The 20,185-nt window shown below is 68.4% G+C and carries 24 protein-coding genes and 1 tRNA gene; 17 read left to right on the forward strand and 8 right to left on the reverse strand.

Going from position 1 to position 20,185, the window contains the following annotated elements:
• The first annotated feature begins 48 nt into the window (after positions 1 to 48).
• Together AC1DVU_RS17210 and AC1DVU_RS17215 are read left to right on the forward strand one after the other, a co-directional pair.
• Complete coding sequence (locus AC1DVU_RS17210; RefSeq protein ID WP_476923687.1) at positions 49 to 954, forward strand: NAD-dependent epimerase/dehydratase family protein; 906 nt, start codon at positions 49 to 51, stop codon at positions 952 to 954.
• Positions 932 to 1,117 carry a hypothetical protein gene (locus AC1DVU_RS17215; protein ID WP_476923688.1) on the forward strand — a complete coding sequence of 62 codons (186 nt, stop codon included), beginning with the start codon at positions 932 to 934 and terminating at the stop codon, positions 1,115 to 1,117. Before AC1DVU_RS17210 ends, AC1DVU_RS17215 begins: the two co-directional genes overlap by 23 nt.
• Here AC1DVU_RS17215 and mscL read toward each other — a convergent pair.
• The 3 genes from mscL to AC1DVU_RS17230 all read right to left on the reverse strand — a co-directional run bounded on the left by mscL (position 1,114) and on the right by AC1DVU_RS17230 (position 2,524).
• Positions 1,114 to 1,497 carry a large conductance mechanosensitive channel protein MscL gene (gene mscL / locus AC1DVU_RS17220; RefSeq protein WP_476923689.1) on the reverse strand — a complete coding sequence of 128 codons (384 nt, stop codon included), beginning with the start codon at positions 1,495 to 1,497 and terminating at the stop codon, positions 1,114 to 1,116. The two genes, AC1DVU_RS17215 and mscL, sit on opposite strands and share 4 nt — an antisense overlap.
• Before the next feature lie 62 nt (positions 1,498 to 1,559).
• The gene (locus AC1DVU_RS17225; protein WP_476923690.1) at positions 1,560 to 2,153 is read right to left on the reverse strand and encodes an SAF domain-containing protein; all 594 of its coding nucleotides are present in this window, start codon (positions 2,151 to 2,153) and stop codon (positions 1,560 to 1,562) included.
• A gap of 65 nt (positions 2,154 to 2,218) precedes the next feature.
• The gene (locus tag AC1DVU_RS17230) at positions 2,219 to 2,524 is read right to left on the reverse strand and encodes an FmdB family zinc ribbon protein (RefSeq protein ID WP_476923691.1); all 306 of its coding nucleotides are present in this window, start codon (positions 2,522 to 2,524) and stop codon (positions 2,219 to 2,221) included.
• Between the two features lie 114 nt (positions 2,525 to 2,638).
• Between AC1DVU_RS17230 and AC1DVU_RS17235 the strand changes: the two genes are divergently transcribed.
• Both AC1DVU_RS17235 and AC1DVU_RS17240 read left to right on the forward strand, forming a co-directional pair.
• A complete protein-coding gene (locus AC1DVU_RS17235) occupies positions 2,639 to 4,006 on the forward strand; it encodes a hemolysin family protein (RefSeq protein ID WP_476923692.1) in 1,368 nt (455 codons plus the stop codon).
• On the forward strand, positions 4,003 to 5,061 hold the full coding sequence (locus tag AC1DVU_RS17240) for a hemolysin family protein (RefSeq protein WP_476923693.1): 1,059 nt from the start codon (positions 4,003 to 4,005) through the stop codon (positions 5,059 to 5,061). Before AC1DVU_RS17235 ends, AC1DVU_RS17240 begins: the two co-directional genes overlap by 4 nt.
• A 3-nt stretch (positions 5,062 to 5,064) precedes the next feature.
• Here the strand turns inward: AC1DVU_RS17240 and AC1DVU_RS17245 are convergent, their stop codons facing one another.
• Positions 5,065 to 5,520 (reverse strand): MarR family winged helix-turn-helix transcriptional regulator, encoded by a 456-nt coding sequence (locus tag AC1DVU_RS17245; protein WP_476923694.1) that lies wholly within the window; start codon positions 5,518 to 5,520, stop codon positions 5,065 to 5,067.
• An 83-nt stretch (positions 5,521 to 5,603) separates the two neighbouring features.
• On the opposite strand from AC1DVU_RS17245, the gene AC1DVU_RS17250 reads away from it, so the two are divergent.
• A complete protein-coding gene (locus tag AC1DVU_RS17250) occupies positions 5,604 to 6,164 on the forward strand; it encodes a YceI family protein (RefSeq protein ID WP_476923695.1) in 561 nt (186 codons plus the stop codon).
• A gap of 54 nt (positions 6,165 to 6,218) precedes the next feature.
• Here the strand turns inward: AC1DVU_RS17250 and AC1DVU_RS17255 are convergent, their stop codons facing one another.
• Complete coding sequence (locus AC1DVU_RS17255) at positions 6,219 to 6,779, reverse strand: 5-formyltetrahydrofolate cyclo-ligase (RefSeq protein WP_476923696.1); 561 nt, start codon at positions 6,777 to 6,779, stop codon at positions 6,219 to 6,221.
• Between the two features lie 24 nt (positions 6,780 to 6,803).
• Here AC1DVU_RS17255 and AC1DVU_RS17260 point away from each other — a divergent pair, with 24 nt between their 5' ends.
• The 9 genes from AC1DVU_RS17260 to AC1DVU_RS17300 all read left to right on the forward strand — a co-directional run bounded on the left by AC1DVU_RS17260 (position 6,804) and on the right by AC1DVU_RS17300 (position 14,939).
• A complete protein-coding gene (locus tag AC1DVU_RS17260; protein WP_476923697.1) occupies positions 6,804 to 8,174 on the forward strand; it encodes a UTP--glucose-1-phosphate uridylyltransferase in 1,371 nt (456 codons plus the stop codon).
• Positions 8,175 to 8,179: 5 nt separating this feature from the next.
• A complete protein-coding gene (gene glp, locus AC1DVU_RS17265) occupies positions 8,180 to 9,754 on the forward strand; it encodes a molybdotransferase-like divisome protein Glp (protein ID WP_476923698.1) in 1,575 nt (524 codons plus the stop codon).
• A gap of 2 nt (positions 9,755 to 9,756) precedes the next feature.
• Positions 9,757 to 10,272, forward strand: a complete 516-nt coding sequence (gene moaC, locus AC1DVU_RS17270; protein WP_476923699.1) for a cyclic pyranopterin monophosphate synthase MoaC — start codon at positions 9,757 to 9,759, stop codon at positions 10,270 to 10,272.
• Positions 10,269 to 10,754, forward strand: a complete 486-nt coding sequence (locus AC1DVU_RS17275; protein ID WP_476923700.1) for a MogA/MoaB family molybdenum cofactor biosynthesis protein — start codon at positions 10,269 to 10,271, stop codon at positions 10,752 to 10,754. The genes moaC and AC1DVU_RS17275 overlap by 4 nt, the downstream gene beginning before the upstream one ends.
• 50 nt (positions 10,755 to 10,804) lie before the next feature.
• Entirely contained in the window at positions 10,805 to 11,344 is a 540-nt protein-coding gene (locus AC1DVU_RS17280) for a GNAT family N-acetyltransferase (protein ID WP_476923796.1), read from the forward strand.
• Between the two features lie 91 nt (positions 11,345 to 11,435).
• Positions 11,436 to 12,308 carry a divisome protein SepX/GlpR gene (gene sepX, locus AC1DVU_RS17285; protein ID WP_476923701.1) on the forward strand — a complete coding sequence of 291 codons (873 nt, stop codon included), beginning with the start codon at positions 11,436 to 11,438 and terminating at the stop codon, positions 12,306 to 12,308.
• Positions 12,309 to 12,339: 31 nt separating this feature from the next.
• Positions 12,340 to 12,412: transfer RNA gene (locus tag AC1DVU_RS17290), tRNA-Ala, on the forward strand.
• Between the two features lie 76 nt (positions 12,413 to 12,488).
• A complete protein-coding gene (locus AC1DVU_RS17295) occupies positions 12,489 to 14,195 on the forward strand; it encodes an MFS transporter (RefSeq protein WP_476923702.1) in 1,707 nt (568 codons plus the stop codon).
• A gap of 27 nt (positions 14,196 to 14,222) precedes the next feature.
• Positions 14,223 to 14,939: a DUF2652 domain-containing protein gene (locus AC1DVU_RS17300; protein WP_476923703.1), complete on the forward strand. Its 717-nt coding sequence runs from the start codon at positions 14,223 to 14,225 to the stop codon at positions 14,937 to 14,939.
• Positions 14,940 to 14,946: 7 nt separating this feature from the next.
• On the opposite strand, the gene AC1DVU_RS17305 is transcribed toward AC1DVU_RS17300, so the two are convergent.
• Positions 14,947 to 15,663, reverse strand: coding sequence for an MBL fold metallo-hydrolase (locus AC1DVU_RS17305; RefSeq protein WP_476923704.1), 717 nt, complete (start codon positions 15,661 to 15,663; stop codon positions 14,947 to 14,949).
• Between the two features lie 92 nt (positions 15,664 to 15,755).
• On the opposite strand from AC1DVU_RS17305, the gene AC1DVU_RS17310 reads away from it, so the two are divergent.
• Together AC1DVU_RS17310 and AC1DVU_RS17315 are read left to right on the forward strand one after the other, a co-directional pair.
• Positions 15,756 to 16,286, forward strand: a complete 531-nt coding sequence (locus tag AC1DVU_RS17310; protein WP_476923705.1) for a TetR/AcrR family transcriptional regulator — start codon at positions 15,756 to 15,758, stop codon at positions 16,284 to 16,286.
• Positions 16,287 to 16,475: 189 nt separating this feature from the next.
• A complete protein-coding gene (locus tag AC1DVU_RS17315; protein WP_476923706.1) occupies positions 16,476 to 17,912 on the forward strand; it encodes a polysaccharide deacetylase family protein in 1,437 nt (478 codons plus the stop codon).
• Positions 17,913 to 17,926: 14 nt separating this feature from the next.
• On the opposite strand, the gene AC1DVU_RS17320 is transcribed toward AC1DVU_RS17315, so the two are convergent.
• Entirely contained in the window at positions 17,927 to 18,523 is a 597-nt protein-coding gene (locus AC1DVU_RS17320) for a TetR/AcrR family transcriptional regulator (RefSeq protein ID WP_476923707.1), read from the reverse strand.
• A 97-nt stretch (positions 18,524 to 18,620) separates the two neighbouring features.
• Between AC1DVU_RS17320 and AC1DVU_RS17325 the strand changes: the two genes are divergently transcribed.
• A complete protein-coding gene (locus AC1DVU_RS17325; RefSeq protein WP_476923708.1) occupies positions 18,621 to 19,454 on the forward strand; it encodes an alpha/beta fold hydrolase in 834 nt (277 codons plus the stop codon).
• Positions 19,455 to 19,504: 50 nt separating this feature from the next.
• Here AC1DVU_RS17325 and AC1DVU_RS17330 read toward each other — a convergent pair whose 3' ends face one another.
• Positions 19,505 to 20,125: a VTT domain-containing protein gene (locus AC1DVU_RS17330; protein ID WP_476923709.1), complete on the reverse strand. Its 621-nt coding sequence runs from the start codon at positions 20,123 to 20,125 to the stop codon at positions 19,505 to 19,507.
• Between the last annotated feature and the right edge of the window lie 60 nt (positions 20,126 to 20,185).

Genomic DNA, 20,185 nt, shown 5'->3' on the forward strand with positions numbered 1-20,185 from the left:
GATTCCCCCGGCAGATCATGCAGGGGGGTCCTCCACCAGGGAGCAAACGTGAAGGTTTTCCTCACGGGTGCGAGCGGAGTGATGGGCCGATCGTCCATCGTCGCGTTGCACCTCGCGGGTCATGAGGTCGTCGGGCTCGCCCGTACGCCGCAGAGTGCCGAGCAGATCGCTGCGACCGGCGCCACGCCGCACCTCGGTGACGTGTTGGATCTCGAGGCGCTGACCGCCGGGATGCAGGGGTGTGACGCCGTCGCCAACCTGGCCACCAGGGTTCCGGTCGGCACAGCCGCGCTCCGGCCCGGATCGCTCAAGGCGATCGACCGGATCCGCCTGCACGGCTCGAGGATCGTCACGGATGCCGCACAGCGCGCCGGAGTCGGCCGCATCATCCAACAGGGCCTGAGCTTCATGTATGCCGATCAGGATGACGACTGGATCGACGAGCACAGCCCGATCGACGTGACCCACGCGACCGAGCCGGTCGTCGTCGCCGAGGACAACGTCAAGGCGATCGAGGCCACCGGCGGCACTGCGGTGAGCCTGCGGTTCGGCCTGATCACGGGCGACGACCGCAACACGTCCTGGCTGTTCCGGCGCGCGGCGGCGGGGCGGCCGATCGGGCTCGGTGCGGAGCGATCGTGGATGCATGTGATCCACCCCGACGACATCGGCTCAGCCGTCGTGCACGCGCTGACCGTCCCCGGAGGCGTCTACAACGTCGGCGCGGAGCCAGTGCAGCGCCGCGAATACGTCGACATGATCGCGATGGCAGCCGGCCGCGAGTCCGGACGGTTCCTTCCGGGCTGGGTCCTGCGCCTCGGTGGCGAGAAGCTCGAGATCCTGACGCGCTCGCAGCGGGTCAGCTCGCAGCTGTTCAGCGACCGCACCGGCTGGCACCCGGATCACCCCAAGCTCACGCCGGAATGGTTCGATGTCCTCGTCCGAACGACCTAGGCTCAGCAAGGAAGAGGTCGAGCGCCGGCGGAGGGCTGCCGAGCTGCTCGGCGACCTGCTCCCCGACACCACGAGCGACGAGACGGCTGAGGGCTGGGGCGAGCGGGACACCTCGTCCCGCGACGACGACTACCTCCGCGACGTCCCGCCGCACCACGGTTAGACCTGGCGCTGCTGCAGGGCGTCCCTGATCTCGCGCAGGAGCTGGATGTCCTCGGAGACGCCCTCGGGCTCAGGCTCCTTGCCCCGGGCGAGCCGCTCGTTGAGCGCCTTCATCGGAAGCACGATGAAGAAGTAGACGACCGCGGCGGTGATCACGAACGTGATGCAGGCGGTGATGAACGCGCCGAACGTGAATTCCTGGCTATCCACCGTCACGGTCATGCCCTTGGGCCCACCCCCACCGATCAGGCCGAGAAGCGGCTCGATGAACGACTTGGTGAATGCCGCCACCAATGCTGTGAACGCGGTGCCGATGACGACGGCGACCGCGAGGTCGACGATGTTGCCGCGAAGCAAGAAGTCCTTGAAGCCCTTGATCATGGTTCCCCCAGAAGGATCGTGTGGTTGTCGCTCCGACCCTAGCGAGAGAGCAAACCTGCGTACTACGACGATGTGATGACGCTGAACCGCGCCTCGAGCGCGGCCGTCGCCAGGGCGAGGGCGACCTTCTCCGTCGTGACGATGCCGACCGTGACGACCTCGGTGTCGCCGCTCGACGGTGGCAGGGTCACGACCTCGACGGCACGCGCGATGACCTCGGCCTTGCTCTCACCGTCAGGATCCACCGCGATGACGTTGATGCGGTCGCCGACGTGCAACCCGGTCAGGCCGTCGGCGCGGTCGACCCGGATCGTCGTGAGGACCGCATCGGAGGCGTAGCCGGACAACGCATCGTCCTGCAGGACGCGGTAGTCGGTGATCGCCTCGCCGGCGCGCATCGGCCCGGCGACCCGGCGACCGACCGCCGCCGCGCGGCCGAGGGTGTTCGACGGCCGCGCGGCCGAAGGCACCGTGGTCGTACGCAGGTCCGACGCCGTGAGCACGTGGCCGCTGCGAAGGTCGTGGCGTGCGACCAGCACCGAGGTGCCGTCGGGTTCGCGACTCAGCGCCGAGAGCGCGGTCAGTACGGCCAAGCCGGTGAAGACGGCGGCCAGGGTGCGTCGGTGCTCGAAGACGAAGCGGTGGATCCGGTCCATGCCCGGACTCTAGGAAGATCCGGCCGACAACGCTCAGCGCTGTCCACAGCCGGCCGACGGCAAGCTCAGGCCGCGGATTCCTTGCCGGACTTCTTGGCCGGGGCGGACGTCGTCGACGACGAGGAGTCGGACGAGCTCGAGGACGTCGAGCTCTCCTTGGCGGCAGGCTTGGCGGTGTCGCTCGACGACGAGCTGGACCGGCTGTCGTTGCGATAGAAGCCGGAGCCCTTGAACACGACGCCGACCGCGTTGAAGACCTTGCGGAGGTCGCCGCCGCAGTTGGGGCAGACGGTCAGCGCTTCGTCGGTGAAGCTTTGCTGGACTTCCAGCGCTTCTCCGCAGTCCTTGCACTGGTACTGGTACTTCGGCACGTCTTGCTCCCGCTCGATCGATGAGGCACCCCAAGAGTACAGTTGCCGCACCGTGACCGATCACTTCCCTTGTCGGGCTAGTCCTCGTCGACACCGTCCTCCCGGAGCCCTGCGATGACCGAATGGCTGCTCCTGGCCTTGTCATTGCTCCTGATGTTGAGCTGCGGGGTGTTCGGTGCCGCCGAGTACTCCCTGGTGACGGTCGACCGGGCGACGGTCGAACGCGAGGCCGAATCCGGCGACAAACGCGCCCAGGGCACGCTGGCGGCGCTGCGTACGCTGTCCACCCAGCTCAGCGGCGCCCAGCTCGGCATCACGATCACCAACCTGGCCATCGGCTTCCTCGCCGAGCCTGCGATCGGCAAGCTCCTGCACGACCCGCTCGAGGCCGCCGGACTGCGGGACGGAGCGCTGAAGGCCGTCGCGTACGGCATCGCGTTGGTGCTGAGCACGATCGTCACGATGCTGGTCGGCGAGCTGGTGCCCAAGAAGCTCGCCCTGGCGCTGCCCCTCCAGGTCGCCAGGCGGACCCAGTTTGCCCAGCGGTCGTTCACCAAGCTGATGGCCTGGCCCATCAGGCTGCTGAACGGGATCGCGAATGCGATCCTGCGATCGCTCGGAGTCGAGCCGCAGGAGGAGCTGCGCTCGGCCCGCTCGCCGGTCGAGCTGCGCTCGCTGGTGCTGCGCTCGGCCAAGCAAGGGGCGATCGACGACGAGACCGCAGACCTGGTGGCCCGCAGCATCGCATTCGGCGACCGCACCGCCGCCGATGTGCGTACGCCTCGCGTGCGGGTGCACTTCCTCGAGAGTCGCGACTCGGCGCTCGACGTCATCGATGCGGCGCGTCAGACCGGCCACTCGCGGTTCCCCGTCATCGGCAAGAGTCCCGACGACGTCGTCGGCATCGTGCACATCAAGCGGGCCGTGAGCATCGAGCCGGACCGGCGGCGAAGCGTACGCATCTCGGACATCCTCGATCCGGCGACAATCGTGCCGGACAGCATCGAGCTCGATCCGTTGCTGTCGCTGCTGCGTGAACAAGGTATGCAGATGGCAGTTGTCATGGATGAATACGGCGGCACTGACGGCGTCGTCACGCTGGAGGACCTGGTCGAGGAGATCGTGGGCGACATCGCCGACGAGCACGACCGGCTCTCGTCGCGCAGCCGGCATCGCCGCGACGGCACCTGGTCGCTGTCGGGCCTGCTGCGTCCTGATGAGGTCGAGGAGCAGACCGGGGTTGCGCTGCCCGAGGGCGAGGACTACGAGACGATCGCCGGCCTGATCCACGAGAAGCTCGGCCGCATCGCGGTCCGCGACGACGAGATCACCCTTCATCTTGATCGCACGCCGGACGACGAGGAGGACGACCCCGAACCGCTGGTCGTGACACTTCGCGTCGAGCGCATGGAGGGCCGGCGCATCGACCGGGTGTCCCTGACCGTCGATGACGACGGCAGCACGGGCGGTGACGAGCAGTGAGCCCCGTCGTCGCGATCCTCCTCACGCTGCTCCTGCTGGCCCTCAACGCGCTGTTCGTGGCGGCCGAGTTCGCGCTGATCTCGGCGCGGCGCACGCAGCTCGAGCCGCGCGTGCAAGCCGGCTCGCGCACGGCCCGCATGGCACTGCGCGCGATCGAGAGCCTCACGCTGGTGATCGCGGCCGCCCAGCTCGGCATCACGATCTGCTCGCTGGGTCTCGGTGCTGTCGGCGAGCCCGCGATCGCGCACCTCCTCGAGCCGGTATTCGAGGCGGCGTCGGCGCCCGAAGGCGTCGTTCACACGGTCTCGTTCATCATCGCGATGACGATCGTCGTCTTCGCGCACGTGGTGCTCGGCGAGATGGTGCCGAAGAACCTCGCGCTGGTCGGCCCCGACCGGGCGGCGCTGTTCCTCGGCCCGTTCATGCTGGCGGTCGTCGCGATCCTCAAGCCGTTCGTGGTCCTGCTCAACGGGACGGCCGACATCATGGTGCGGCTGTTCCGCATCGAGCCGACGGCCGAGGTCGCGTCGACGTACTCGCACGACGAGGTGGCCGGACTGGTCGAGGAGTCCCGTCGTGAGGGTCTGCTGGACGAGGACGAGTACGGCCTGGTGTCCGGTGCGCTCGACTTCCACGAGGGCACGGTCGACGAGGTGCTGCTGCCGAGCAGCGGGCTGGTGACGATCCCGCCGAGCGCGACGCCGGTCGACGTCGAGCGCGCCTGCGCCGAGACCGGTTTCTCGCGGTTCCCGGTGCTCGACGCGAACGGCGAGATCGCCGGCTACCTCCACATCAAGGATGTCCTCGAGACCGACGACGAGTCGCGTCTCGAGACGATCGCGGACAAGTGGCTGAGGCCCCTGGCGACCGTGGTCGCCGGATCGGGGCTCTACGAGGCGCTCCGCACGATGCAGGCGCGTGGCTCCCACATGGCCCGCGTCGCAGACGAGTCCGGCGCGGTGCTCGGCGTGATCATGCTGGAAGACGTCCTCGAAGAACTCGTAGGCGAGATCCGCAGCGCCGAAGCCGGCGAGCGCAGCGACGCCGGCGGCTGAGCCTCACCGGCGGGGGTCGACCTCGTGGGCGTCGACGACTCGTTGCAGGCCCTTCGCGACGGCGTCCTGCTGGGCTGCCGTCAGGTGCCGGTTGAAGTGCTTCTCGATGCCGGCGAGGTAGACCGGTGCGGCGTCCCGCCGAGCCGCGCGACCCTCGGCGGTGATGCGCGCCAGGGTCGCGCGTCCGTCGTCGGGGTCCGGCACCCGCTCGATGTAGCCGACACGCTCGAGCTCCGACACCAACCGGCTCACCCTGGTTCGTGAGAGCACGACCCGCGCGGCGAGGTCCTGCATGCGCAGCTGACGACCGGGCGCGGCGTTGAGCTCGAGCAGGACGTCGTACCAGGACAGGGGGATGAGTCCCTTGTCGTGGAGATCCTGCTCGATCGCCCGCAGTGCACGGTTCTGCGCACGCAGCACCGCCTGCCACGCAGCGACGGGGTCCCGGTCCTCGGCCATGGGGCAAAACTACTACTTGCGTGCATCCGCACGCAAATGTAGAGTGTGTGCACACGCACATAACTACTCGAAGGATGAAGATCATGAGCACTGCACCCGTTGTTGAACAGACCCAGCTGCCGGCCACCGGCACCTGGACCATCGATCCCGGTCACGCCGAGGTCGGCTTCATCGGCCGCCACTTCGGGCTCACCAAGGTCCGCGGCCGCTTCACCGGCGTCGAGGGGACCGTGACGGTGAGAGAGCCGTTGGACATGTCCGAGGTCCACGTCGTCATCGACATGGCTTCGGTCAGCTCGGGCAACCAGACCCGTGACGACCACCTCCGGTCGGACGACTTCTTCGACGCGGCCAACCACCCGCAGGCGGTTTTCCGTTCCACGGGTGTCGTCGCGGCAGGTGCCGAGGCACGGATGACCGGCGAGCTGACGATCAAGGGCGTGACACGTCCGCTGACGCTGGACGCCGAGTACCTCGGCGGCGCCACCGACCCGTGGGGCGCCGAGCGGGCCGTCTTCAGCGCGTCCGGGACGATCAACCGCGAGGACTGGGGCCTCACGTGGAACATGGCGCTCGAGGCCGGTGGCCTCCTGGTGTCCAAGGAGATCCGCCTCGAGATCGAGGTCGAGCTCGTACGCTCGTGAGCTCCGCGGCGCCCAGGCGTACGCCACGGCGTACGACCTGGGCCGGGCCGCGAGTCAGGGCACGCGGAACAGGCCGTCCGGCGTGACGGCCATCTGCACCGGTACGTCGTGGGGCTCGTGCGGCACCTCGGGCAGCAGCTCGTGCGTGAACACCAGCGCGCACACCGGTGTCCGTACGCCCATCAGAGCCCGGTCGTAGTAGCCGGCGCCACGACCGAGCCGATGCCCGGCGTGGTCGACCGCGAGGGCTGGGATGAACATCGCGTCGCAGCCGTTAAGCGCCTCGGGACCGTGCCGCTCGCCGCCGTGCTCGGGGATGCCCAAGGCAGTGGGGACGATCGCCTCGGCCGGGTCGTACGTCACCCATTCGAGGGTGTGGTCGGGCAGGCTGAGGGGGATGATCACCTCGATGCCGCGCACCAACAGCCGGGAGATCAGGGGCCCGGTGCCGGGTTCGGAGGGCATCGAGAGGTAGCAGGCAACCCGCTTCGCGCGTGACACGACTGGGGTGGCGAGCGCATGCATCGCGATCGCCTCGGCCGCCTGTGCTCGCTCATCGCCGCTCATGGCCCGGCGCCGGGCGAGAAGGTCATGACGCACCTGTGCCTTCGTCACTCTGCTGACGCTAGCGTATGTGCAATGTCGGGATTGGTGATGGCGCAGCAGCGCATGACGGACGCTGGAGTGCCCCAGCGCGCGATCGATGTCTTCTCCTCGTTCTACGCCAAGCTCGAGCAAGGCGAGAGCGGGATGATCCGCGAGGCGGACGTCGATCCGCTCGACGGCATCGACCACGCCGGCTCGCTCCAGCTGAGCGACGAGGAGTGCCGGGCGGCGGCGGCCGTCACCGCGGTCATCAAGCTCAACGGCGGGCTCGGCACGTCGATGGGCCTCGACCGGGCCAAGACCCTGCTCAACGTACGACCTGACCTCACGTTCCTCGACGTCATCGTCGGCCAGGTGCGTCACCTGCGCCAAGACCTCGACGTACGCCTGCCGCTGCTGTTCATGAACAGCTTCCGCACGCGCGACGACACGCTGGCCGCGCTGGCAAAGTATGACGACCTCGAGGTCGAGGGGCTGCCGATCGACTTCCTGCAGAACCGCGAGCCCAAGCTCCGTGCCGACGACCTGACCCCGGTCGACTGGCCGGCTGATCCCTCGCTCGAGTGGTGCCCGCCGGGTCACGGCGACCTCTACACCGCCCTCGAGGTCTCCGGCATCCTCGACGCCCTGCTCGACGCCGGATACCGCTACGCGACGGTCTCCAACGCCGACAACCTCGGATCGGCTCCCGATCCCGCGATGATGGGCTGGTTCGCCGCCTCGGGCGCCCCCTACGCCGCGGAGGTCTGCCGGCGTACGCCCGCCGACGTCAAGGGTGGTCACATCGTCGTCCGCAAGAGCGATGGCCGGCTCGTGCTGCGCGAGACCGCCCAGGTCGCACCCGAGGATGCTGCGGAGGCCGACGACCCGCAGCGGCACAAGTACTTCCACTGCAACAACCTGTGGTTCGACCTGCGGGTCATGAAGGCGACGCTCGAGGCCCGCGACGGGATCCTCGGCCTGCCGCTGATCCGCAACGCCAAGACCGTCGACCCCACTGACCCGTCCTCGACCAAGGTCGTGCAGATCGAGTCGGCGATGGGCGCGGCTGTCGAGGTGTTCGAGGGGGCCACGGCGATCGAGGTCGATCGCTCGCGGTTCCTGCCGGTCAAGACCACGAACGACCTGATGCTGCTGCGGTCGGACGTCTACGGCGTCGGTGAGGACTTCCGCCTTCGGGCGCAGGTCAGCTCGGCACCGCTCGTCGACCTCGACCGCCGGTTCTACACGACGATCGCCGACTTCAACGCCCGGATTCCGGAGGCTCCGTCGCTGGTCGACGCCCGCTCGTTGACGGTCAAGGGCGACTGGCGTTTCGGCCGCGGCGTCACGGTGCGCGGCGATGCGACGCTCGAAGACTCCGGCGCGGCCCAGAGCGTCCCGGCGGGCGCCCAGTTAGGCTGACTCGCATGTCACCAGGAGAAACCGACGACGGGCCGGAGCAGAACATGCTGCCGCTCGGCTCGGACACTCCGCCGGATCCGATCCCCGGATTCCCGTCGAGCCCGGCCTCCGAGAGCGAGCAGACCCAGTCCGTACCGGCGCCAGCGCCGGCACCGCCAGCCGCGCCGCCCGCGCCGGCTGAGCCCGTGGAAGCCCCTTCTGTCGCCTCGACAGCAACGACCGAGCAGCCCGCCCAAACCACGCCGGCCCAATCCGCAGCGCCGACCGAGCCCACGCAGCCGGTCATACCGCCGACCCCTGATCCCGGCCCGTCGTCACCGACGAGCGCGCGGCCGCGTCCGGCCAGCATCCGCGAGGGGATGCTGACCGTCGAGGACCACCTCGAGAAGATCCTCCGCGGCATCGGCCCCCTGGGCGCATACGACCAGCCGCTCGTCGAGTCGCTCGGACTGCCGCTGCACGAGGCCTTCGTCAGCCCATCGGACCTGCCGCTGTTCGACAACTCCGCGATGGACGGCTACGCGATCCGGTCCGAGGACCTCTCCGGCGCAAGCCGTGAGCAGCCGGTCGTGCTGCCGGTCGTCGGCGAGATCGCCGCTGGATCGGGGCGGCCGTTCGCGATCAGCGCCGGCACCGCGGTCAAGATCATGACGGGCGCGCCGATCCCTCGAGGCGCCGACGCCGTCATCCCGTTCGAGAAGACCGACCGTGGCAACGCGCGCGTCGAGATCTACGAGCCGACGACTCAGGGTGCGTGCATCCGGCCCAGGGGCGACGACATCAGGGCCGGCGAAACGGTGCTCGCTGAGGGCACCGTGCTGGGACCCCGGGAGATCGGCTTGCTGGCCTCGCTCGGCGCACCCCGCGCCAAGGCGCGACCCCGTCCACGCGTCGTCGTGATCTCCACGGGGGACGAGCTGCGCGAGCCCGGCACGCATCTGGAGTTCGACTCGATCCATGACGGCAACAGCTACATGCTTGCCGCAGCCGTCCGCAATGCCGGAGCGATCTGCTACCGCGTCGGCGCGGTCGAGGACAGCCCTCGTACGTTCCGCAAGGTGCTGTCCGAGCAGCTGGTCCGCGCCGACCTGGTCGTGACGAGCGGTGGCATCAGCAAGGGCGACCACGATGTCGTCAAAGAGACGCTGTCGGCGCTCGGCACGGTCGACTTCGTCGAGGTCGCGATGCAGCCCGGCAAGCCCCAGGGCTTCGGCCGGGTCTTCGACGAGCAGACCCCGATCATCACCTTGCCCGGCAACGCGGTGTCGGCCTACGTCTCGTTCGAGGTCTTCGTGCTGCCGGCGATCCGCCGCATGATGGGCCGCACGCCCTACCGTCGGCCGATGGTGCACGCAGTCCTGGCCGCCGATCTGCGGTCCACGCCGGGCATCCGCCAGTACGTCCGCGGCGTCTTCGAGGTCACCCACCGCGGCGCCAAGGTCACCCCGATCCTCGGCAACGGCTCGCACCTGATCGGCTCGCTGGCCAAGGCCAACGCCCTGATCATCGTCGGCGAGGACCAGACCGCGCTCAACATGGGTGACACCGTGCGCACGCTCGTGCTCGATCGGCCGTTCTGACCATGCCCGACCGGTTGACCCACCTCGACGAGTCCGGGGCTGCGCGGATGGTGGACGTCACGGCCAAGGACGTCACGGCACGCACCGCGACAGCCCGCGGACGGGTCGAGGTCAGCGCCGAGGTCCTCGCCCTGCTGCGGGGCGAGGGAGTGCCCAAGGGTGACGCCATCGCGACCGCCCGCATCGCCGGCATCATGGCGACGAAGCGCACGCCCGACCTCATCCCGCTGTGCCACCCGCTGGCGATTAGTGGGGTCGAGGTCGACCTCGCCGTCGAGGCCAATCCTGATGGGACAGGTGCCGTGGCGATCACCTCGACGGTGCGGACGGCAGATCGTACGGGCGTCGAGATGGAGGCCCTGACGGCCGTCAGCGTCGCAGCGCTCACCGTCGTCGACATGGTCAAGGCCGTCGACAAGCTCGCCCGCATCACCGACATCGAGGTCGTCGCCAAGTCCGGTGGCAAGAGCGGCGACTGGACGCGGGCCGGATCAGATCCTGCGACGGAGCAGGCATGAAGGCAGCCGTCGTCGTCGCGTCCAACCGGGCGTCGACCGGGGTCTACGAGGACACGACCGGCCCGCTGATCGTCGACGCGTTGAGGTCATGGGGCTTCGAGGTCAGTGAGCCCGCTGTCGTCGGCGACGGTGCGCCCGTCGCCGACGCGATCACGGCAGCCCTCGCCGACGGAGTGTCGGTCGTCCTGTCGACCGGGGGCACCGGCATCAACCCGACCGACCGCACTCCCGAAGCGACCCGTCCACTGCTCGACCGCGAGCTGCCGGGCGTGGCCGAGGCGATCCGCGCTCACGGCGTCGCCAAGGGCGTGCCGACGGCGATGCTGTCGCGCGGTCTGGCCGGGGTTGCCGGCAAGGCGGTCGTGGTCAACCTGCCCGGCTCCCGCGGCGGGGTCAAGGACGGTCTCGAGGTGCTCGCCGACGTGATCCCCCATGCGGTCGACCAGCTGATGGGCGGCGATCACCCCGGGGGCTCCTCCTGAGTCCGGGCTGGCCGGTCGTCCTCACGCACGGACAGATCGGCGTACGTCCGCTGCGTCGTCGCGACGCCCGCACGTGGGCCAGGCTGCGTGCCGACAACGCCGACTGGCTCGGGCCGTGGGAAGCGACGTTGCCGCGCGAGGCCGGTCCGCCGGCCACGTCGTACGTCGGCATGGTCGGGACGCTGCGCCGCCGGGCCCGCATGGGTCAGGCGATGCCGTTCGTGCTGACGTGGGACGACGAGATGGTCGGCATGCTGACCGTCAACGGCATCACGTGGGGATCGGCTCGCTGGGCGAGCCTCGGCTACTGGGTCGCCAAGAGTCATGCGGGCCGGGCGATCACGCCGACCGCCGTTGCCCTGGTGACGGACCACCTGCTCACGACGGTCGGGTTGCACCGCATCGAGGTCGCGATCCGCCCGGAGAACGTCGCGAGCCTGCGGGTTGTCGAGAAGCTGGGGTTCACCGAGATCGGTCTGGCCCGGCGATTCCTGCACATCGCGGGGGAGTGGCGCGACCACCGGATCTTCCAGGTGCTCGCCGAAGACGTCCCCGGCGGCCTGATGAAGCGACTCCAGACGCCTTCCTGAGTCACCGAGTCACACAGGTCCCACAAGTTCTCAGGCGACACACGGCCGTGGGTGCCGGGTAAGGAGTCCCGCACCGCCTACCGTTTTGCACGTGGCTAGCAGTGGGTTGATCATCGCGTTTGTCGTGGCCGTCTGGGCCGCGTACTTCGTGCCCCTTGTGCTGCGCAGATACGACGAGGCGAGCAAGAACGCCTCGGTCGAGACATCCGGATCGCAGTCCCGCGTCATCGCCCGCCCAGTCGCCAGGCCCAGTGCGCCTGTCGCAGACCCTCGCCCCTCGGTCGTCGAACCCGTCGCCGAGACGCCAGTCGCCGAGAAGGTCACGCCGCCCACAGCCCGTACGCTCGACCGTCCCGCGGCACGCCTCGCGGCACGCCGGCGCCGTCGTACGCTCCTGACCCTGCTGACCGCGACGGCCGTCGTCGGTGGCCTCGCCGGCACATCGGTCATCGCCCCGTTCTGGGTCGCGGCTCCCGTCGCCCTCGTCGTCGCATGGCTCGTGGCGTGCCGGGTCCAGGTGCGCGCCGAGCGTGGCCTCTCCCGGGTCAAGGCTCCGAAGCAGCCGAAGGTTGCCAAGCCAAAGGCGGACAAGAAGGCCGACAAGAAGAAGGCTGCCTCGACCGCCGATGACGAAGAGCAGACGATCATCGTCTCGGGCCAGTTCGAGGACATCAACCCCGGTCGCAAGCACCAGATGGAAGACCTCCCGCTCGAGGCCAACGCGCTCGACGACCAGATCGTGATCGCCGTGCCGTCCGTCTCGACGACCGGTGAGGCGCTCTGGGACCCGCTCCCGGTGACGCTGCCGACATACGTCACGAAGCCTCGCGCCGGCCGCACGGTCCGCACGATCGACTTCGGTCAGGCCGGTGCCTGGACCTCGGGACACATCGAGGGCGAGGACGTCGAGCTGCCCAAGCGCAGCGACGACACCGGCGACGAACGCCGCGCCGTCGGCCACTGAACCCGCCTGATAAAGTTGCCGGGCAGCACGAGGGGCATTGGCGCAGTTGGTAGCGCGCTTCGTTCGCATCGAAGAGGTCAGGAGTTCGAATCTCCTATGCTCCACAAGATCAAAAGCCCCGGGCGCTCTTTGCCCGGGGCTTCTCCGGTTCGCGACACCGCGAGGCTCTAGAGTCTCCGCATGCGCGTTGGAGGGCTCCGCGGCAGGCTCGGTGAGGCAGGAGCAGCCTTCACGAGCAACTGGCGCAACCCCAACCTGCGTCGGGCCCAGCTCAGCTTTCTCGGGGCATGGACTGCCGAGTGGGCGTTCACCGTGGCACTCGGTGTCGTCGCGTACAACGACGGCGGGACCATTGCCCTGGGCCTCGTGGGACTGTTGCGGATGGTGCCGTCGGCGCTCCTCGCGCCGTTGCTGTCTCCGTTCGCCGACCGCGGAAGGCGCGAGCGGGTCCTCGTGGTCGTGTGCACGTTGCGGGGTGCGGCGACGGGTCTTGCGGCCGTGACGATCGCCCTGTCCGGTCCGGTGGTCGTCGTGTACGCGCTCGCCGTGCTGTCGACCATCGCTGCCACCCTCTTCCGACCCGCGCATTCCGCGCTTCTGCCGACGCTGTGCCGCACCGGTCACGAGCTGGCCAGTGCGAATGTGGTGCGCGGGATGCTTGACTCCGTGGCCACCTTGGCGGGTCCACTCCTGGCTGCCGTGCTGCTTGCCGTCAGTGACGCTTCCGTGGTGTTCGCTGTCGCGACTGCGGCGTCCTTCTGGGCCGGGTTCCTCCTGCTGCGGGTTCAGTACGAGGCTTCGCCGCGCCCAGCGTCACCGAGCCGCCCGGCCTTGATGAGAGAAGCCGTCGAGGGCGTCCGCGCGGTGACGCGCAGTGGCGACCTCATGCTCATCCTTGGCCTGGCCGCAGCGCAGGCACTGACGCGCGGGGCGCTCACGGTCTTCTCCGTCGTGGTCGCCATCGAGCTGGTCGGCACCGGTGACGCGGGCGTCGGAGCTCTGATGGCTGCTGTCGGTGTCGGTGCGGTCCTGGGATCGCTCGGAGCGTCTTTCCTGGTCGGGATGGGACGTCTGGGTGTCTGGTTCGCGGTCGGGGTCGCTCTGTGGGGGCTGCCGATCGCTCTCATCGGTGTCGTTCCTCATGAAGCGTCCGCCCTGCTCCTGTTGTCCTTGGTCGGAGTCGGCAACGCGTTGATCGACGTCGCGGGTTTCACGCTCATCGGCAGGCTGGCTGCCGACGCGGTCCTGGCGCGGGTCTTCGGGGTCCTGGAGAGCCTCGTCGCGGTCTCGATCGGTCTGGGCGCTCTCCTTGCGTCAACCTTGGTCGAGTGGTTGGGGATCGAGGAAGCGCTGTTCTCGATCGGACTGGTGTGCCCCGTCCTCGCGGTTGCAGCGTGGCGACGCCTTCGGCGCCTGGACCGGTCCGTGGATGACCTCGACGTGGATGTCGAGCTTCTGCAGAAGGTTGCGATGTTCCATCCCTTGCCGCTGCCCGCCATCGAGCAGCTGGCTCGCGGTCTCGACCCTGTCACGGTGCAAGCCGGTCAGGCCGTTGTCACCCAAGGCGAGATCGGTGACCGCTACTACGTGATCGAGTCGGGTGAGGCTGACGTCGTAGGCGACGGACGGGTCGTGGCGACGCTCGGACCGGGCGAGGGGTTCGGGGAGATCGCGCTGCTGCGACGCACCAGACGTACGGCCACGGTGCGAGCCCGGAGCGTTCTCGAGCTTCGTGCTCTCACCTCGGACCGGTTCATCTCGGTGGTGCTCGGCTACACACCGAGTGCGCAGGCGGCAGAGCAGGGAGTCGACGGCCAGCTCCACCGCTACGCCCCCGACCCGGCACCTGACGGCCCGTCGGAGGCGGGAACTTCTCCGCGGGACTGACCCCACCCGGGACTAGGATCGCCAGGCATGACCTCCGAGCGTGTGTCTCTGCTGATCGCTGACATCAGTGGTTACACCGAGTACATGAGCTCACATCGCATGACCCTCGCCCACGCGGAGGTCAACACGGCACGGTTGCTCGAGAGCATGATCAACGCCGCACCCAGTTTCGATCTGGTCGAGATCGAGGGCGACGCGGCCTTCCTCTCGCGGCGCGTCGGCACGGACGACAGTGGCTCGGTCCTCACAGAGATCTTGCAGACCTCCGTGGCGATGCATCGAGCGTTCCACCTCGAGCGCGCATACGTTGCGACCAACCTTTGTCCGTGCGGAGGCTGCAAGGAGGCCGGCAACCTAAAGCTGAAGTTCGTGGCACACGTCGGCGAGGTCGCAACCCAGACCATCAGCGGCCGGGTCAAGCTCGTGGGGATCGACGTGATCCTCGTTCACCGGCTGCTGAAGAACACGGTGCCCATTTCCGAGTATGTCCTGCTCACCGAGGAGCTGCGCAACACCAGCGAGACGTCCCTGCCCCAACACGTTGGCGAGATCTCGCCGGACGTCGAGGGGATCGGCACCGTGCGGGCATACTTCGTCGATGTCGCCGATCTTGATGACACGCCGCCCGCGGAGCACCGGCCGTCCTGGGGTGCGCGGCTCGGCAACACGTTCGTCGCGGCTGGCCAAGGGTTGCCCTACATGCTGGGACTCAAGCAGCCTCGCCGTTCCCGATACGTCAGCTGACGCACCGTCAGAGCTCGGCGGCCTTGCGCGCGTTCTCCTGCACCACAGTGAGGTCTCCCTGCCACGGCGTGCCGTGGCCCGGGAGGACCCAGCTCGCCTTGAGGCCGGAGAGTCGGGAGAGTGACTCGAGGGCGAGTGCCGGGTCGTCGGTGAACGGAGCCGGCTGGATGCCGGTCCGACCCGTCAGCACGTGACGGGTCGTGAGCGCGTCGCCCACGAAGACCGCGTCCGCGATGGGCACGTGAATCGCGATGCTTCCGGGGGAGTGTCCCGGCATGCTGATGATCTCGGGCGATCCGGGCAGCGGGAGGATGTCGCCGTCGCGCACCTCGGTGACCTCGGTCAGATAGGTCGAGCGCCACGCGCCTTTGCGCAAGGCATACGTGAGGAAGCTGAGCATGGGACCGAGGCGCTTCGAGCCCACCGCAGTCTTCGGCTTGTCGCCGGTGCGGGCGCGCTCGGCGTCATCGGTGTGTACGTAGACGGGTACGCCATGGTCGCGTCGGAGCCTTTCGGCGAACCCGATGTGGTCGCTGTCTCCATGGGTCAGTACGAGGCCGCGCACGTCGTCGATCGTGCGACCCATGGCGGAGAGCTCGGAGAGCAGCTCTCGCCAGTGGCCAGGGAGCCCGGCGTCGATGACGGTCACGCCGTCGTCGGTGTCGACCAGATAGACCGCGACGATGTCGTTGCCGATGCGCTGCAGGTGCGGGCCGAGCTTCATCTGGTTCTCCTGGTGATCAGTAGTGATTGACTTGGCTACGGTAATTAGCCATGATGGCTAATGTCAATAGCCGTTGGCCCAGGAGGAACCCCATGCCGGCACCGGAACGGACGTCGCTCGCCCAGATCGTTGCGGCAGGTCGTGACCTCCTCGAGGTCGGGGGCCCAGCGAGTCTCACGATGCAGGCTGTTGCCGAGCGTGTGGGGGTGCGTGCGCCATCGCTCTACAAGCGCGTGCGCGATCGGGATGCCCTCCTCGGCCTCGTCGCGGCGGCGACAGTCGACGAGCTCGGGCAGCGGCTGGCCTCGAGCGACGGAACTCTCGCGGGTGTCGCGCGCGCCTACCGGGCATTCGCGCACGAACGTCCCGAAGGCTTTCGCCTGCTGCTCTCAGCGGAGGCCGACGCCGAGGCCCTTGCGCGTGCCAGCGCGCCCATGATGCGGGCCGTCGAGGAGCTGGTGGGCGGTGCCGACGTGCTCGAGGGGGCTCGACTCGTCACGGCCTGGGCCACCGGCTTCATCAGCATGGAGCTCGCGGGTGCCTTTCGCATGGGGGGCGACCTCGAAGTCGCCTTCGAGTTCGGCATCGCCCGTATGTCCGCCGCGCTGTCACTGTCTCAGTGAGCCATTTATCCATGGTCCCAACGGGGGAATGCGGTGCGGAAAACCGCACATTCCGCCCGTCAGGGTGCGGGGAACCGCATTTCCCAGCGAGGGAGACATCCTTGCTGCGCAGGCGTGTTTGAATGTGGTCATGGCGGGTGCGAGCCCGCCACATGCGGTCCGCCAGCTGCGCATTCGCTGGAGGAGCCCATGCCGTCGCACATCTACAAGACATTTTCCGCACTCGCGGTGCTCTTGCTGGCCGTGCTCGGGCTGGCTGCGGTTCCGCCCCCTGCGGCCGGCGCAACCAACACGATCGTGAGCCTGACGTTCGACGACGGGCACGCGACGCACTACGCGGCCGCGATGTCCATGATGAGACCGCGTGGTCTGGTGGGGACCTTCTACATCAACTCGGCCATGGTGGGGACCAGTGGCTACTACATGACGTGGCCCCAGATCCATGAGCTCGCCGATGCCGGCAACGAGATCGGTGGCCACACGCTCCACCACACCAACCTCGTCAATGCCAGCGCCTCCACCGCCCGCACCGAGGTCTGCGATGACCGCGCCGCCCTGATCGCTCAGGGGTTCTCGCCGGTGAGCTCGTTCGCCTACCCCGAGGCGGCGGTCAACGCCACCGCCGAGCAGATCGTCCGGGAGTGCGGTTACGCCACGGGCCGAGGCGTGGGCGACCTTTACAGCGACGGGCCGTACGCGGAGACGATTCCGCCTCCGGACGCCTACAAGCTCCGGACAGCAGAGGGCGCGACCACCCGCACCACGCTCGCCGACCTCCAGGCAAGCGTCACGGCTGCCGAGACCCACGGAGGTGGCTGGGTGCCCTTGGTATTCCACGGGATCTGCGACAACCGGTGCACCAACGACAACACCGTCACCACTGCCACCTTCACGGCATTCCTGGACTGGCTCGCGCCGCGCAGCGCCAACGGCACGGTGGTACGCACGGTGGACCAGGCCATGTCGGGGAGCGCCACACCGACGCCGACGCCGACGCCGACACCGACGCCGACACCGACACCGACACCGACACCGACGACGCCGCCACCGCCGGCGACGCCCACGACCAGCATCGCGTGCAACGGCCTCGCATGTTCGACCGGCTGGTACGACAAGCAGGTCGAGATCGCGCTGTCCACCCCCGGTGCTTCGGGTGCAGCCACGCGCTACACGACCGACGGAAGCGATCCCGCGACGAGCGGCACTGCCTATTCAGGACCATTCAGCGTGTCATCGACGTCAACCGTGAGGTACCAGTCGTCGACCGACAACTGGGCCACCGCCGAACCGGTCGGTAGCACCCTGGTGCGCATCGACGCCGCGCCCCCAACGGTGTCGTTGACCAGCCCGAGCAGCGGCGCTTCCATCAAGCGCGGGTCGCAGGTTTCGCTGACCGTCTCGGCTGCAGACGCAGGCACCAGTCCTGGCACGCCATCGGGTCTGGCGAGCGTCAGCTACTACCTGGACGGCGGGACCAAGATCGGCACCGCAACGGCTTCGCCCTATCAATTCCCGTGGAAGGTGACGGGGAACGTGACCGGGACACACACGCTGACCGCCACAGCAGTTGACGCAGCCGGCAATGCGACCACCTCAACCGGTGTCCGGGTGACCATCGTCAAATGAGCTGACCGGGACTGTCAGCCCTCGAGGCCCGCGGCATCCATGAGGATTGCGGCTGCGCGGCGGGCGTCGTCCGCCGCTTGAGTCGTGCCGGCGATCGCCGCAGTGGTCTGGGCGCCCTCGGCGAGGATCGCGAGCTGCGGGCCGAGCCACGCGGGTCCGCCGGCTTCCTCGACGAGCCGGGCGACGTACGCCTGGAAGTCGGCCTTGTGGTCGCGGACGATGCCGGCCAGCGACTCGACCGTGCCGCCGAGCTCGCCGAACGAGTTGATGAACCCGCAGCCGCGAAAGTCGTTCTCGCCGAACCACTTGCCGAGATAGTCGAAGATCGCGAGCAGCTGTTCGCGGGGGCTCGATGCCGCTGTCACCGCCTCCGAGACGCTCGCCATCCAGCGCTCGTGCCGGCTGCGGAGGACCTCCTCGACGATGATCTCCTTGGACGGGAAGAGCTTGTAGAGCCGCTTGAGGGAGACCCCGGACTCGTCGCGCAGGGCGTCCATGCCGACGGACTGGATGCCGCGGAGGTTGTAGAGCCGGTCCGCTGTCGCGATCACGAGATCGCGGGCCGCCTCGTCGCTCATGCTGCGCGAGTCGGTCGTGTTCGCGTCGCTCATGAACTCATCCTCCTCGGGACTTGCGTAGAAAACGATCGTTCTCTAGTCTAAAGCATACCGGAGAACGTTCGTTCTCTGAACTTCGAGAGGAACTGACATGGGACAGATCAAGGTCGGCACCGAGAACTCCACCGACATCGAGCTCTACTACGAGGACCACGGCACGGGACAGCCGGTCGTCCTGATCCACGGCTACCCGCTCGACGGCCACTCGTGGGAGAAGCAGTCCGCTGCACTCCTCGAGGCGGGCTACCGCGTCATCACGTACGACCGCCGCGGCTTCGGCCAGTCGAGCCAGCCGACGACGGGCTATGACTACGACACGTTCGCCGCCGACCTCAACGTCGTGCTCGAGACCCTCGACCTGCAGGACGTCGTCCTGGTCGGCTTCTCGATGGGCACCGGCGAAGTGGGCCGGTACGTCGGAACGTACGGCACCGCCCGCGTCGCGAAGGTCGCGTTCCTCGCATCGCTCGAGCCCTACCTGCTGCAGGCCGACGACAACCCCGCCGGACTGCCGGCCGACGTGTTCGACGGCATCCGCAAGGCCGCCAAGGACGACCGCTTCGCGTGGTTCGACGCGTTCTACGAGAACTTCTACAACCTCGACGAGAACCTCGGCAGCCGCATCAGCGAGGCTGCGGTGCGCGCGAGCTGGACCGTCGCTGCCGGTTCGTCCTGGTTTGCGGCGTCGGCCGTCGTGGACACCTGGCTGACGGACTTCCGCGACGACATCACCAAGGTCGACGTCCCGTCGCTCATCGTGCACGGCACGGCCGACCGCATCCTGCCGATCGACTCCACCGGTCGCGAGTTCACCAAGCGGCTCCCCGCCGCCGAGTACGTCGAGATCGAGGGCGCTCCGCACGGCATGCTGGCGACCCACGCCGACGAGGTCAACGCCGCGCTGCTGGCCTTCCTGGCGCGCTGATCCGATCGGGGCCGCCGCACGCAGACAGCGGCGGCCTCGGCCAGGTCTGCCTAGACCACCACGTCGGGCCGTGCCCGGCGCCCGTGCCAGTACGCGAAGGCGCCCGGTACGACTGAAAGCCCGGCGAGGCAGATCGTGATGAGCTCGATGTGCGCGGCGATGAACGAGATGCCGCCGAAGAGGATCCCGGCGACGACGATGCCGACGGACCAGAGGGCTGCGCCCACGAGGTTGAACGACGTGAAGCGCTTGCGCGACATGCGGCCGATGCCGGCGACGGCGGGCACGAAGGTTCGCACGATCGGCAAGAAGCGGGCCAGCACGACGGCCTTGGACCCGTGACGGTCAAAAAACCGTTGGGCCCGGAGGGCGTTCTCCTGAGCAAAGACTCGTGAATTCGGCCGGGAGAACAGCCGAGGGCCGAATCGTCGGCCGATCATGTAGCCAACCTGGTCACCGGCCACCGCAGCCACGAACACACAGCCCGCAAGCAGCCAGCCGGGCAGCCCGATGACGTGCGAGGCGACGAGTGCGCCGGAGATGAACAGGAATGAATCGCCGGGCAGGAAGAATCCGAGCAGCAGTCCGCTCTCCGCAAAGACCACCGCCATGACGAGCAGCAGAGCCGCAGGTCCGAGGGAGTACAGCAGCGGCGTCAGGACGGCGATCATGTCGTCACGCTAGGCGTGTCAACCTGATCGCCGCCTGACTGGAAACCGCACACTCCCACC

Source organism: Aeromicrobium sp. P2_G6, assembly GCF_056403535.1.